The organism is Janthinobacterium sp. J1-1 (assembly GCF_030944405.1).
Classification (GTDB): Bacteria; Pseudomonadota; Gammaproteobacteria; order Burkholderiales; family Burkholderiaceae_D; genus Janthinobacterium.
In genome coordinates, this window is record NZ_CP132339.1 from 3821691 (window position 1) to 3835236 (window position 13546).

Below are 13546 nucleotides of genomic sequence, written 5' to 3' on the forward strand. Positions count from 1 at the left end.
TCAGAAAAACGGCTTAGAAAGGCCTCTATGCAGAATCAAGAAAATAAAATCGCAGCAAACAAACGCCTGGCCGAGCTGCTGGGCTGGTCCCGCATTGCCGAGGTGGGCGGCGCCCTGGTGGGCACGCCGCCAGCAGGCGCGGCCGAAAGCCGTGGCCAGGCGCTGGTACCGGACTGGATGGGCGACTGGGCGGAGGCCGGGCCGCTGCTCGCCCACTTCGAGATCCGCTTGACGCCAGCGTCGACCTGCATCGATGCCGGCGGCTTCCTGGCGCGGTACCGGTGCTATCCGGACAGGGATGCCGCAGCGCGCGCGGCGATAGTGATGGCGGCCATGCATCGCCTGGAGCGTGCACGATGATCGCCGTCACCTTGCCATGGCCGAGCGCCAAGCTCAACCCGAACCGCAGCAAGGGGTTGCACTGGGGCGCCACATCGGCGCTGCGCAAGCAGGCGCGCGACGGCGCGGTGCTGCTCACGAAAAGCGCGATGCAAGGCCAGGCGGTCGCCGCCGGCGCCATTGCCCTGACCATCACGTTTATCCAGCCAGACCGCCGTGCACGCGACCGCGACAACCTGCTGGCGGCGCTGAAACCGTCGCTGGACGGCGTGGCCGACGCCTTGGGCGTCAACGATGCCCGGTTCGACCCGGTCACGCTGCGGCGCGAGTATGGCGCCAAGCCGGGCGCGGTGCGCATCGAGATCGGCGGAGCGCCATGAGCGGCAACAAGAAGCCGCGCAAGCGGTACGTGCAGAAGCCGGCTGTGCTGCCGGCAGGTCTGCGCAAGGACTTAGCCTTTGAAATGCCGGGCTTCCAAGCCAGCGAGGCGATGGGCAAGGGCCACTTCCAAGAGCAGCACGTCTACGACCTGCTGAGCAACGCCGACATGGCGCGGCGCACGGCGCCGGACGGCCATGAGATCCTGCCTGTGGCGCAGGCCATGGTCGAAGCGATCGCTGAAATCCAGGCGCGCGCCCAGCGCACCGGATCCTTTGGCGTCACCGGCGACGAGATGCGCCTGCTGCGCGAGGGCATTGGCAAGACGATGGTTTTCCTGCGCAGCGTGTCGAATTTCGACATTTCCCAAGCTTCACTGGCGGCGATCCGCGAGTTCAATAAAACAGGGGTATTGAGGGTATGAAAAATCATCACAGGAAACACTATTTCGAACTGGAACTGGGTGAAATGGGTGTTAACATTGGACAACAACTGAAAGGCACCCATGGGATTTCCTGACCGCTACATCGCTTCAATCGGATCGACCAATCTGCTGGACGATGCGCTGCACCACCAGACCGAGCCGCTGGCCGCCGCAGCGCTTGCCGGCAATATCGGCGCGTTACTTTGCCGCGTGAAGTACGCGGATGGCACGCTTACGCGGCAGTTCGAAGGCAACGCGGGCAACCTGGCGCAACTGCTGCGCATCTGGACTGCCGAGGTGATCCGGCGCGGCCAAGCGCGGCGCTGGGTGCCAGCAAACACGGCCTGGGACGCTGCCGCTGCGCAGGCGCTGTATCGTCGCGTGGCCGAAAAGTCGCTGGCGCACTGGCTCGACAGCACGTGCAAAGGCTGCAGCGGCACCGGCGTCAAGGCGCTGCTGGGTAATGGCATCTGCACCAGCTGCAAGGGTTCGGGCGCCGCCGCGATTCACGGCACGGCCGGCCTGGAGCTGGAGCGCGTCAAGGATATGGTCTCCGAATTGAGCGCCATTGCCGACAGCCACTCGGGCCGCGCATCTGGCCTGTTGCGCGGCGGTGACCAGTAGCGAGAAATATGGCGCGCCTGTGTTTACAAACAGTATTCCGTTGTATAATGCAGGCTCTTATTCAAGAAAACTCTTCCGGAAATCGTAATGTGCGCTTGGCGCCACCGATAGCTGGAACTAGCGACAGCACCCGGACCCAGCGCCGTATCTGCACGCCTTGAATTTGCCGCTCACCACGCGCTATAGTCGTGGGAGCAACATCGAAGCCACCCTTGAGGTGGCTTTTTCTATGCTGCTATATTCGCTTCGACGTGAGTATTAGTTGTGACCCGTAGCATGTGTGCGAGAACATCTTCGTAGACGAACGCTACAACTGCAGCCGCGCTGCCGTTCTCGAAGCATAATTTTTCGCCAGCTTCCGAGGCCCAAGCCTTGACGCTCTTGTTGTCGAAGGGTGGTGCCGAGTTCTGTACGTCGATCGGAAATCGAGAGCCAAGATTTTGCTTGGCGGCGAGAAAAGCTTCCTGAGTACGTTCCGTGTAGAGGAAGACGTACGCAGGCAAATGTGGCTTGTTCATTGCGGCTCCAAATATGCAGCCGCCCTCAGGGGCGGGGAGGCGACTATCGGTCCATTGTATGCGCTTCTATCAATGTTTGCGAGAAATTAACTTAACACCAAGCGTATAGCCAAGATCAATTTCCCGCGCGGGCGTAGCTCAATGGTAGAGCGGAAGCCTTCCAAGCTTTCCACGCGGGTTCGATTCCCGCCGCCCGCTCCAGCTTCTCCTTGCTCGGCACGCCGGGTTTCGCCGCCGGCCGCATCACTGCGCCGGCGGCTTTTCTATTTGAGGTGGCGCATGTTCAATTTCGATTTCGGCGGCTTGATCATCGCCCTGATTCTGGCGGGCGCGCTGATCGGCGGCGCCATCGTCTCGATCATCCTGCTTGCCTGGCCCTGGCTGTGGGCGATCGCCAAGCCGGCGCTGCACGCCTGGACCACCTGACACTTGCGGCTGCCAGCGCGCTCCAGTGGCAGGCCTTTGAAAAACGGGCGCAGTCACCGACGCATCATGGCCAAGAGGCTCCACCGCAATTCATCGCGGCCCTGCTTGGCACGGGCGGTGACACTAGGTTAAATGCTCTATCGCGGCCTTCGGCGCACCCGTGGGTTGTGGCTCAAGACCCGCCAGGACGTTTTTATGCTCACCCCGTGGTTACGCAAATAATCCTCAGCTGCGGTCAAGCCAACTTCCATAACCATGCGCACGGCGATTTCAATAATCCGCTCGGTTTCGGCGTCTGGTCGAGAGAGTAGGGGTAGTGCTGGTGCGCTGTCGAGGTGGGCGTCTTGGCTCATATGTTTCTTTTCGGAAAATTAAAATGATGCCTCCAGGAAATAATACGATATTGATTTTTATCAAACTTTGCTCATTCTATTGCCATGGTTAAAATCCAACACCCGTCGAACGACGGCGTACTCGGTGCTCCCGCAGGCTGGGACCAAGGCGAGCTGCCATGTAACGCGCTGCCGGTCACGCACACGCACGTCGGCGACCTGCCGGCCGTGCTGTCGTATTGGCGCCCTGATGCTGACGAACTGGCCGCGCTGAACGCCGGCGGCGCCGTCCGGTTGTGGGTGGTGGGCGCAACGATGCCGCCCGTGATGATGGACGTCGACGGCGTTTAATTGGCCGGAAACATGAATAAGGCAGGGCCAAATGGCACGATCGCCAAAAAAGACGGACTACGAAAGGTGGTTCGAGACGACTGGCGCAGCTCTGCGGGAGCGGGAAGCGCTGGCGAGAGCCGAGAACGCTAGGCGACTTGCGGGCATTCCAGCGCCAGAGGAGTGCCGCCCAGTACCTGCGCAGAAGAAACGCAGAACGACGATGAGCGAACGAGAGCGGTTCTATCGCAGCCCTGAGTGGCGGGCAGTCCGCGAGACGGTCTTCATGCGCGATGGTCGTATTTGCGTCAAGTGCAAGTCACAGGAAAACTTGAATATAGCTCAGATTCTGCCGCGCTCGAAGTACAGGCATCTTCAGTTGGAGCCGTCGAACTTGCGTGTGCTCTGTTGGCCATGCAACAAGGCCAAGGCCGCCAGGATTGAGATAGCTGGGTAGGTCGGAATGAAGAAAAGCCGCAATTCCGCAGCGCCCACGTCGGCGCGCCCGATGCCGCCGACCGAATTCGCCGACCCGCTGAACGGCCGCTACATGCCCGCGCCCGAAGTACTAAAGTGGGCGCGCGCAACCATCCTCACCGAAGGCGGCGCGCTCTACAACGAAGACCACGCCCACCTGGAATATGCCGACGTGCAGTTCTTGTGGGCGCCGATGGGCTTCGTGAAGGCTGGCCGCACTGTGCTGGGCCAGTGCGAGGAAGTCACGTTCCGCTGCGGTCCGTGGCAAAAAGGCCGCCAGCAACAGCAGATGGCCGACTGGTTCGGCATGGTGCCTGACTTCCTTATCACCCTGGACGGCAGCTACTGCCTGACCTGCAGCGACGCCGAATTCTGCGCCCTGGTCGAACACGAGCTTTATCACATCGCCCAGGAGATGGATGACTTCGGCGCGCCGGCCTTCAACAAGTACGGATTGCCGAAGCTGTGCATGCGCTCGCACGACGTCGAAGAGTTCATCGGCGTGGTCCGTCGCTACGGCGCCAGCGAGGACGTGCAGCGCATCATCGACGCAGCAAAGACACCGCCCGAAGTGGCGAGAATCAACATCGCGAGGGCTTGCGGAACCTGTTTGCTGAAGGCTGCGTAGGCTTTACGTTGCTTTACAGGAAACTAAAACATGGCCGCACTCAAGGACGAGGTGAAGCTGTACGTCGTCACAGCGTTGGCCTGTTTCGACTCGCCGACGCAAGTATCTGTTGCAGTAAAGGAAGAATTCGGCCTCGATGTGCCGCGTCAGCAGGTGTCACTGTATGACCCGAACACTTACGTCGGTCGCAACCTCAGCCAGAAATGGCGAACGATCTTCGAAGAGACGCGCGCCAAGTTCCGCGCCACTGCCGAGGAAATCCCGATCGCCAGCAAGGCATTTCGCCTGCGCGGCCTCGCCCGACTGGCACAGAAGGCCGAGAACATGCGCAACTTGCCGCTGGTGGCCAGCCTGTACGAGCAGGCGGCCAAGGAAGTGGGCGATATCTACGTGAACAAGGGCAAGGCCGAGCCGAGCGATCAGCTGCCGACGCCCGTGCAAATCATCATCGGCGTCAAGGATGGGGCGCGAAAGAACGATGATCCAGCTTGACCTGAATATCCCGCAGGCTGCCTTCCTGAACCTGCCCCATAAGTACAAGGCCTATGTTGCGGGTTTCGGCTCCGGCAAAACCTTCGTGGGCTGCGTCGGTATCTGCATGCATTTCTGGCAGTGGCCAGGCATCAGCCAAGGTTACTTCGCGCCGACCTATCCGCAGATCCGCGACATCTTCTATCCCACGATGGAGGAGGTGGCCTATGCGATGGGCTTGCGCATCAAGGTGAAGCAGGGAGATCACGAGGTCGAGGTGTACGAGGGGCGGCTATATCGCGGCACGGTCATCTGCCGCTCTATGGAAAAGCCTGAAACCATCGTCGGCTTCAAGATCGGCCACGCGCTGATAGATGAGCTGGACGTGATGCCGATGCTCAAGGCGCAAACGGCCTGGCGCAAGATCATCGCGCGGATGCGCTACAACGTGCCGGGCCTGCTCAACGGCATTGACGTGACGACCACGCCGGAGGGCTTCAAGTTCGTCTACCAGCAGTTCGTGAAGGCGGTTCGCGACAAACCCGAGCTGGCGACGCTGTATGGCCTGATCCAGGCCAGCACGTTCGACAACGAGCTCAACCTGCCAGCCGACTACATCCCGTCGCTGCTGGCCAGCTACCCGCCAGCGCTGATCGATGCCTACTTGCGCGGCAAGTTCACGAACCTGACCAGCGGCTCGGTCTATCCGGACTTTGACCGCCTCAAGAACCGCACGACGCAGATCATCCTGCCTGGCGAGCCGCTGCAGGTGGGACTCGACTTCAACGTGCTGAACATGACGGCCTGCATCAACGTGGTCCGCGAGGGCCAGCCGATGACACTGGCCGAGCGCGTAAAAGTGCGTGATACGCCGGCCATGGCCAGGATCCTGAAGGAGGACTTCAAGGACAAAGGCCACCAGGTGAAGATTTTCCCGGATGCGTCCGGCCAGAACACCAGCAGCAAGAACGCGAGCGAGTCCGACCTGTCCATTTTGCGCCAGGCGGGCTTCCTGCTCGAAGTGAACCACTCAAACCCTGCGGTCAAGGACCGGGTCAACGCCTATAACGGCATGATCCTGAACGCCCAGGGCGAGCGCCGCTGGAAGATCAACACCGACCAATGCCCGACCACCACCGAGGCGCTGGAGCAGCAGGTATGGGGCGCCGACGGCCAGCCGGACAAGAAGTCTGGCCATGACCACCCGAACGATGCGAACGGCTACTTCATCGTGAAGCGCTACCCGATCGTAAAGAGCACAACGACCACCGCGCCGCTGCGCATGTAACAACAAGGATTTCCATGACCGACGCCGTACGCAAACAATCAGCCGAAGCCATAAAGCTGAACGAGGATTGCGCCCTGGTTGCCGCGCTGCTGGGCGGCACCAAGGCGATGCGCGCCGCCGGCAAGGCGTATTTGCCGCAGTGGCCGGGCGAGGATGACGAAACCTACAAGCTGCGCCTGGCCGTGGCCACGCTGTTCCCAGCCTATAGCCGCACCATCGACGTGCTCTCGGCCAAGCCGTTCAGCAAGCCGGTGACGCTGGGTGAGGACGTGCCGGAGCGCCTGAAGCCTTGGCTGCAAAACGTCGACCTGGCCGGCCGCGACCTGCACAGCTTCCTGTCCGAGATCACTCAGGAGGCGATGGGCTACGGCTTTTCCGGCATCCTGGTCGATTTTCCCAAGGCTGGCAATCTGGTGACCAAGGCCGACGAAGAGGCCGCCGGCGTGCGCCCGTACTTCGTCCAGATCCATGTGCAGAACGTCTTGGGCTGGCTGCCGAAGACCGCCACGAGCCTCGAAGGACTGACGCAGCTGCGCCTGCTGGAATGCGTGTCCGAGCCGGACGGCGACTTCGACACCAAGGAAATCGAACAGGTGCGCGTGCTGGGGCGCGGTACGTGGCAGACCTGGCGCCAGCGCGAGACTGGCAGCAAAAAGGAGTGGGTGCTGCACGAGGAGGGCGTCACCAGCCTGAAAATCATTCCGTTCGTGCCTGTCTACGGCAAGCGCCTGGGCTACATGCAGGCCACGCCGCCGCTGCTGGAGCTGGCATACACCAACGTCGAGCACTGGCAGAGCAAGAGCGACCAGCAGAATATCCTGCACGTCGCGCGCGTGCCGATTCTGTTTGCCCGCATGCTGGGCGAGGGCGGCATCACGGTCGGCGCCGGGACTTCGGTCAAGGCCGAGCATCCGGACGGCGACCTCAAATACGTTGAACATACCGGTGCTGCGATCGAGGCCGGCCGCCTGTCCATCCTCGATCTGGAAGATCGCATGCGCCAGGCCGGCGCCGAGCTGCTGGTGATCAAGCCAGGCAACGTGACGGAATCGCAGACGCTGGCCGACAACGAGCAGGGCGCCTGCGCGCTGCAGAAGATCGCGACCAACGTCGAGGACGCCGCCGACCAGGCGCTGCAGCTGATGGCCGACTGGGTGAATGAGCCAGAGGGTGGTCACGTCACTGTGTACAAAGACTTCGGCGCCGCCACCCTGGCCGAGGCCGGTGCCGAGCTGCTGCTGAAATCTACCCAAGCGGGCAATATGAGTAAGCAGTCGCTGCACGAGGAACTGCAGCGCCGCGGCATCCGGTCGCCGGACGTTGATTGGATTGAGGAGCAGGAGCGGCTCGAAGCGCAAGGCCCCGAGCTTGGCGTTTTGCCTGAGCCTGTCGTGCCATGATCGATCCCATCCTGAACGAGACCATCCGTCACGCCATCAATACGACCCAGTACGGCAATTTCGTGCTGGCGAAGATGATCCGGATACTGAATCTGACCGATGCCGACCTGATCGCGCAACTGACAGGGGCCCTGGCCGACGTCGACGCTGACACCTTTAAGGTGCAGCGCCTGGACCGCTTGCTAAAATCGGTATCCGAGCTGAATGCCCAGGCTTACGCCGCTTTCTATGATGGCCTCACGCAGGAGCTGCAAGGCTTCGTCGGGCTGGAGGGGCAGTTTCAGTACGATCTGTACAAGGCAGTGGCGCCGGTCACCTTCAGTATTGTCAGTGTCGTGCCTGAGCAGGTTTATGCGGCCGCGATGTCACAGCCGATGCAGGGTCGCCTGCTGAAAGAATGGGCTTCCGGCCTGAGAGACAGTCGCCTGCGCCGCATCAAGGACACGATCGCCATCGGCTACACGCAGGGAAAAACGACGGGCGACATCGTGCGCGAGATTCGCGGCACCAAGGCGCTGAACTACGCTGACGGGCTGTTGAACGCCAGTCGCAACGATATCGACGCCATCGTGCGCACGGCGCTGAGCCACACAGCGCAGACCACGCGCACGCGCTTCTACGACGACAATGACGACATTCTCGGTGATCTGGTATGGGTCAGCACCTTGGATGGGCGAACGAGTCACGAATGCCGGGCGCGCGATGGACTGCGCTACACCAAGGAAAACAAGCCGATCGGCCACAGCGTCGCTTGGGGCGCCGGGCCTGGTCGCCTGCACTGGCGCTGCCGCAGCTCAAGCATCGCCCTACTCAAGGGGCAGAAGCGCCTCACTGGCACTCGATCAGCTGCAGACGGCCCGGTCGACGTGAATATCTCGTACCGCGACTGGCTCAAGCAGCAAAAGCCCGAAGTGCAAGATGAGGTACTTGGTAAAGCCAAGGGCGCACGTTACCGCAAGGACGGTATGAGCGACGCGGCTTTCGTCAATGACAAGGGGCTGTCGATTTCGCTCAAGGAACTTGCCGCGCGAGATGCGAGAATGGCCGCCGCGTAGGTTATCATTGAAAAATGACCTTACACATCGTCCCCAAAACCGAGCCGCCGCCATCAAAGAGCGCGCGCCGCGTCCCCGCCAGAAAGCCGGCTGATATGTGCGAGTGCCCGCGCTGCGGTGGGCGCGAGGTTATCGAAACGCGGATCGGCGCCATGCTGGCGGGTGGCAAATTGAAGGGCGGCACGGCGCAGGTGTTGTGTGCCGGCTGCCTCATGCGGGGCGAGAGGGTGGTAGTTGGATGATATCTATCGCTCTTGCGCCCCCCCCCTCAACGATGTCGGAACTTGGGACTGATCGTGGGCGTTAAATTTTCTTGGAAGTCGATTCCAAGCCTCGGGCTTGGTGAATTCGATGGAGTTGCCGCAGTCACCCTGGGCGGTTTAGATGTTGATTTAAGAGTTTCCGACGCCGAGTGCAAACGAGTGACTTGTGCATGGCGGCTGACCGGGGGTGCGAAGATAACCATCTCTCTGGCCGGATATCAAATGGAGATGATGCTTGTTTCAGTTGCGGGTGCTCATCCCGCGACAAGCAGGGCGAGTGGATCGATACGGTTGTGTTTTGAGCACCCCAGTAGATAGACGGTCCTGCTTTTAGATGTTTTTATGACTAGATTTTCGAGCCGCCCTAACCAGGCGGCTTTTTTTATGCCGCAAGCGGACGCGACGCGGTGCACGGCCAGAAGGCCATTCACAAGGGCGGATGCCCAGAAAGTCACCAAATGAAACTCAAACTCGATGCAAATGGCAACGCAGTGCTGCAAGATGGCAAGCCTGTCTACATTCTTGACGATGGCCGCGAAGTTGCCCATGACGCCGCCGCGACCGTGGCGAAGATTTCCAGCCTGAACGGCGAGGCTATGAGCCATCGCCAGGCAAAAGAGGCTGCTGAAGCTGCGCTGAAGCCTTTCAAGGATGCTGGTATCGAAGATGCCGCCGCTGCTGCTACGGCACTCCAGACCATGGCGAATATCAATTCCGGCGACCTGACTACGGCGGCCAAGGTGCAAGAGATCAAGGACGCCGCGACCCGCTCGGCGAACGAGGCAGTCGCCGTCGCCACCCGCGCGGCCGAAGAAAAGCAACGTACGCTGACCGAGCAGAATACGAAGCTTACCAATGACCTGAACGATCACATCATTGGCGGCTCGTTTGCGAGCTCCAAATTCATTTCCGAGAAACTGGCTATCCCAGCTGACATGGCGCGGACCTTCTTCGGCAGTCGCTTCAAAGTCGATGGCGGTAAGCTGGTTCCGATGGACCAGCAGGGCAACCCCATTTTCTCGTCTACGAACCATGGCAACCATGCTGACTTCGATGAAGCCATCCAAGTGATGGTCGGCCAATACGCCAACAAAGACATGATCCTGAAAGGCAGTGGCGCCTCCGGTGGTGGCGCAGGTGGCGGCAAGAACGGCACCGGCGGTGGCAAGGAAATCCCGCGCTCCCAGTTCTTTGCCATGGCCCCGCAGGCGCAGGCCGAGGCAATCAAGGGCGGAGCGGTCGTTACCGATTAAGCAGTTGCAACCAATTCACCCAGTCTTCTCAATGAACTATTTTTATGCCTTGCTGATGGATGTCGGCGGGGTGCTTTGGGCTGGATAGCCTATCCGTTCTACAACTCAAATCATCCCGACAGGCTCGCACTACGCGGGCCTTTTTTATTCCCGAAAGGCATCAGCAAATGACCATCCTCACCCTTACCGGCCTCATCCCCGACATCTATGCAGCAATGAACGTAATTGCGCGCGAGCAAGTTGGCTTCATCCCGGCCGTGTCGCGCGATTCGACCGCCGAACGCGCTGCACTGAATCAGACCGTCCGCTCGCCAGTCGTTGGCGCAATGGCCGCTGAAGACCTGACGCAAGGCGCGTACGCCGAAGACGCTGGCAATCAGACCATCAACTACGTCGACATGACGATCTCGAAGCAGCGTTCCGTGCCGTTCGGCATCAACGGTGATGACACCCAGCGCCTGCAAAGCGCCGGCACCTACGCGAACATCAATCAGCAGCGTATCGCGCAGGCCTTGCGGACGCTGACGAACGAAGTGGAAGCGGACTTGGCCGCCACCAGTATCAAGTTGAGCCGCGCCTATGGCGCAGTCGGCACGATCCCCTTTGGCACCTCGGGCGACCTGTCCGACTTCGCCCAGCCGAAGAAAATCTTGAAAGATAACGGCGCGCCGCTGTCCGACCTGCATATGGTGCTGGGCTCCGCTGCGATGGCGAATATCGAAGGCAAACAGGCCGGTCTGTTCCGCGTCAACGAAGCCGGTACCGACGATCTGCTGCGCCGTGGCGCTGTCAGCGTGGTCCAGGGCTTCGACCTGCATAACTCGGGCGCGATTGGCGACCTGATCGTGGCCGGCAATGCTGCAGCGGCGACGACCAGCAATGCTGGTCACGCCAAAGGCGCGACCGTGATTAACCTGGCTGCGGCAGGTACCGGCGCCTTTCTCGCTGGCGACATCGTGAAATTTGCTGGCGACCCGAGCCAGTACATTCTGGCCGCTGGCGATGCAGATGCCTCGAACGGTGGCCAGATCCGCTTGCAAGCGCCGGGCCTGCGCCAGGCGATCCCGGCTGCAGCCACCAGCATCACGTTGATCGCGGCGACCGTACGCAATGCGTTCTTCCAGCGCGCAGCTCTCCAACTGGCGACCCGCGCGCCCGCCATGCCGGAAGGCGGCGACTCGGCCGATGACGTCATGTTGGTGCCAGATCCGATCTCGGGTATCACCTACGAATTCTGCATCTACAAGCAGAAGCGCCAGGTTCGCTACGAGGTCAACCTCGCCTGGGGCACTGCTGCGCCGAATCCGCACCTGGGCGGCCACCTGATCGGCGGCTAATCCATCAACCATCCCGGCGGCCAGCGTGGCGCCGGGTCACCTGAGAGAAATGCATGACCACCATCAAGATCAAATCAAGCCATCCGAGTCAGGGCGAATTTGTCCTGATCGAAAAGAAAGACTTCGACCCTTCGCAGCACGAACTGCTCGAAGGCGAAAGCCTGAACACCGATTCCAGTGCGGGTGACGCGCCCACGCTGGCCGAGCTGATGGCCGGGCGCGACCAGCTGCTGGCGCGCAAGGGCCAGTTGGATGACCTGGAACTGATGCTCGGCCAGCGCGCCAGCGAGCTGGCCGAGCGCGAGCAGGCGCTGTCCACACGCGAAGCCGCCGTCGCTGAGCGCGAGCAAGCCAACGAAGTCGAAGCGCAGCGCCTGCACGACGAAGCGGCTCGCCTGCAGGCCACCAAGGATGCCGCCACTGCCACCGCTTCAGTGCCGGCCACCACTGCCGCCACGACCGAAAAGCCAACCAAAGCCGCCAAGGCATAAACACTGGCCAGTACCGCCCCGCGCATCGGGGCATTTCATAAACCGCATTCCCGAAGGCCACCATGCCCACCATCACCGCCGGCGGCACGCCGCAAACCATCACGCTGCCCGAGGGCCAAGTCCTGAATGTCAGCGGCACTGCTGGCGCGGTTGGTGTTGTTTATCGCCTTGATCCCGCGTTGGGCGGCACGAATTCGCTGCAATCGTGGGCTGTGGGCGCTGGCGCACACCCCGCTATCGGACCTTACGCTGGTCAGCAGCGCTTTCTGGTTACCTGCGTGACCGGGAGCATTGATATTTCGACAGCTGATGCTGTGCTGGGCGCGATCCGGGCCACCTTGCCTGCGGGGAACATCAGTGCTGGCGGCAGCTTCCTTCCAGCTTACCCAAGCGGCAATGGTGCCGGCAGCGAGAACCGCACGTTCAGCGCGGCGATCTCGGCTTGGGGTGATTTCAATGCCTACCAGTTGATCTATGCAAACCGCTCGTCGGCGCCGTGCCGCATCAACGATGCGCGCGTGGGCGTGGGCGCAACGATCTACCCGAATGGAGCAAACAACATCGCGGCCCCGGCCACATGGCTGGCGCCCACTGGCGAAGAGGTGATCCCTGCCGGCGCCGATCACCGCCCGCGCTTCTACGTGGCACCGCGCCGCCAGGCGCGCTCAGTGCCGCGCGCCGCCGGCGAGCGGGACGGCGGCCTGTATCCGCTGCTCTTCGTGCGCCAGTACATCGCACCAGGCAATACCACCGAGTCGTATAGCGCGCTGTCTGCTGACTGGACGGCAAAGTGGGCCAAGTCCAGCGAGGGCCACACGCTGCAAACCGCGTCCGCCTACGGTGGTGATTACGTCACAAATGCCAACGACTGGGACGCGGCGACAGGCGAGGATGCGCCTGCGCTGGTGTTCGTCGGCGTCATCTTTCACTACGACCGACCATTCACGACCGTTTGCGGCGTGGGTGATTCGGTTTGGGCCGGCAATCTGGATGGCGGTACCGACATTTGCCCGTTCGGGTTCATTGCCACCGCGCGCATCCGCCGCACCGGAAAATTCGTCAGCTGGCATTCGGCTGGGGTCGGCGGCGCATCGATGCCTGACATTGTCGCGAACGGCCTGGATATCATCCGCCTGATCGCGCCGGGCATCCTGGTGCTGGCCAGCTATACGATCAATTCTCCTGTGGACACCCAGGGTGCATGGGATGCGCAGTGGACGGGCCTCATGGAACTGGTGCAGGCTCAGCTTGCGGGTAATCGCCAAGTGTTGCTGGTGACGCCGCTTCCGAATAACAGCCTCTCGGCCACCCAAAACGGCTATCGAAAACTGCAGAGGCAACGCGTCTTGGCCAGCGGCCTGCCGTTTGTCGACGTCGAATCGCTGGCCGATGCCAACGGTCACTGGCTCAATCCCGGCCACGCCGTCGACGATACGCACATGTCCGTACTGGGTCATCAGGCCGTGGCCGCCCTGACGCAACCGCGTCTCGATTCTATGGTTCCTTAAAATT

At 61.4% G+C, this 13546-nt stretch carries 17 protein-coding genes and 1 tRNA gene; 17 read left to right on the top strand and 1 reads right to left on the bottom strand.

Annotation, left to right across the window (positions count from 1 at the left end; all coding sequences use genetic code 11):
* The first annotated feature begins 27 nt into the window (after positions 1-27).
* The 4 genes from Q8L25_RS17470 (at position 28) to Q8L25_RS17485 (ending at position 1765) form a co-directional block, all read left to right on the top strand.
* Entirely contained in the window at positions 28-360 is a 333-nt protein-coding gene (locus Q8L25_RS17470) for a hypothetical protein (protein WP_308920573.1), read from the top strand.
* Positions 357-719: an endonuclease gene (locus Q8L25_RS17475; protein ID WP_308920574.1), complete on the top strand. Its 363-nt coding sequence runs from the start codon at positions 357-359 to the stop codon at positions 717-719. The genes Q8L25_RS17470 and Q8L25_RS17475 overlap by 4 nt, the downstream gene beginning before the upstream one ends.
* Positions 716-1141, top strand: coding sequence for a hypothetical protein (locus Q8L25_RS17480; RefSeq protein ID WP_308920575.1), 426 nt, complete (start codon positions 716-718; stop codon positions 1139-1141). Before Q8L25_RS17475 ends, Q8L25_RS17480 begins: the two co-directional genes overlap by 4 nt.
* 81 nt (positions 1142-1222) lie before the next feature.
* Positions 1223-1765, top strand: a complete 543-nt coding sequence (locus Q8L25_RS17485) for a hypothetical protein (RefSeq protein WP_308920576.1) — start codon at positions 1223-1225, stop codon at positions 1763-1765.
* 227 nt (positions 1766-1992) lie between these two features.
* Here the strand turns inward: Q8L25_RS17485 and Q8L25_RS17490 are convergent, their stop codons facing one another.
* Positions 1993-2283 carry a hypothetical protein gene (locus Q8L25_RS17490; RefSeq protein WP_308920577.1) on the bottom strand — a complete coding sequence of 97 codons (291 nt, stop codon included), beginning with the start codon at positions 2281-2283 and terminating at the stop codon, positions 1993-1995.
* Between the two features lie 127 nt (positions 2284-2410).
* Here Q8L25_RS17490 and Q8L25_RS17495 point away from each other — a divergent pair.
* From Q8L25_RS17495 to Q8L25_RS17550, 13 genes are all read left to right on the top strand, one after another.
* Positions 2411-2484: transfer RNA gene (locus Q8L25_RS17495), tRNA-Gly, on the top strand.
* Positions 2485-2562: 78 nt separating this feature from the next.
* A complete protein-coding gene (locus Q8L25_RS17500; protein ID WP_308920578.1) occupies positions 2563-2709 on the top strand; it encodes a hypothetical protein in 147 nt (48 codons plus the stop codon).
* Positions 2710-3146: 437 nt separating this feature from the next.
* Complete coding sequence (locus Q8L25_RS17505; RefSeq protein ID WP_308920579.1) at positions 3147-3392, top strand: hypothetical protein; 246 nt, start codon at positions 3147-3149, stop codon at positions 3390-3392.
* A 265-nt stretch (positions 3393-3657) separates the two neighbouring features.
* Positions 3658-3828, top strand: coding sequence for an HNH endonuclease (locus tag Q8L25_RS31740; RefSeq protein WP_374694311.1), 171 nt, complete (start codon positions 3658-3660; stop codon positions 3826-3828).
* A 6-nt stretch (positions 3829-3834) separates the two neighbouring features.
* Positions 3835-4476 (top strand): putative metallopeptidase, encoded by a 642-nt coding sequence (locus tag Q8L25_RS17510; protein WP_374694176.1) that lies wholly within the window; start codon positions 3835-3837, stop codon positions 4474-4476.
* A gap of 30 nt (positions 4477-4506) precedes the next feature.
* Positions 4507-4968: a DUF2280 domain-containing protein gene (locus Q8L25_RS17515; RefSeq protein WP_094444286.1), complete on the top strand. Its 462-nt coding sequence runs from the start codon at positions 4507-4509 to the stop codon at positions 4966-4968.
* Positions 4955-6235 carry a terminase large subunit domain-containing protein gene (locus Q8L25_RS17520; RefSeq protein ID WP_308920580.1) on the top strand — a complete coding sequence of 427 codons (1281 nt, stop codon included), beginning with the start codon at positions 4955-4957 and terminating at the stop codon, positions 6233-6235. Before Q8L25_RS17515 ends, Q8L25_RS17520 begins: the two co-directional genes overlap by 14 nt.
* 14 nt (positions 6236-6249) lie before the next feature.
* Positions 6250-7635: a DUF4055 domain-containing protein gene (locus Q8L25_RS17525; protein ID WP_308920581.1), complete on the top strand. Its 1386-nt coding sequence runs from the start codon at positions 6250-6252 to the stop codon at positions 7633-7635.
* On the top strand, positions 7632-8690 hold the full coding sequence (locus Q8L25_RS17530; protein WP_308920582.1) for a hypothetical protein: 1059 nt from the start codon (positions 7632-7634) through the stop codon (positions 8688-8690). Before Q8L25_RS17525 ends, Q8L25_RS17530 begins: the two co-directional genes overlap by 4 nt.
* Positions 8691-9411: 721 nt before the next feature.
* A complete protein-coding gene (locus Q8L25_RS17535; protein ID WP_308920583.1) occupies positions 9412-10206 on the top strand; it encodes a DUF6651 domain-containing protein in 795 nt (264 codons plus the stop codon).
* A gap of 167 nt (positions 10207-10373) precedes the next feature.
* Positions 10374-11543: a P22 phage major capsid protein family protein gene (locus Q8L25_RS17540; protein ID WP_308920584.1), complete on the top strand. Its 1170-nt coding sequence runs from the start codon at positions 10374-10376 to the stop codon at positions 11541-11543.
* 53 nt (positions 11544-11596) lie between these two features.
* Positions 11597-12034: a hypothetical protein gene (locus Q8L25_RS17545; protein ID WP_308920585.1), complete on the top strand. Its 438-nt coding sequence runs from the start codon at positions 11597-11599 to the stop codon at positions 12032-12034.
* 62 nt (positions 12035-12096) lie between these two features.
* Positions 12097-13542, top strand: coding sequence for an SGNH/GDSL hydrolase family protein (locus Q8L25_RS17550; RefSeq protein ID WP_308920586.1), 1446 nt, complete (start codon positions 12097-12099; stop codon positions 13540-13542).
* Positions 13543-13546: the final 4 nt, after the last annotated feature.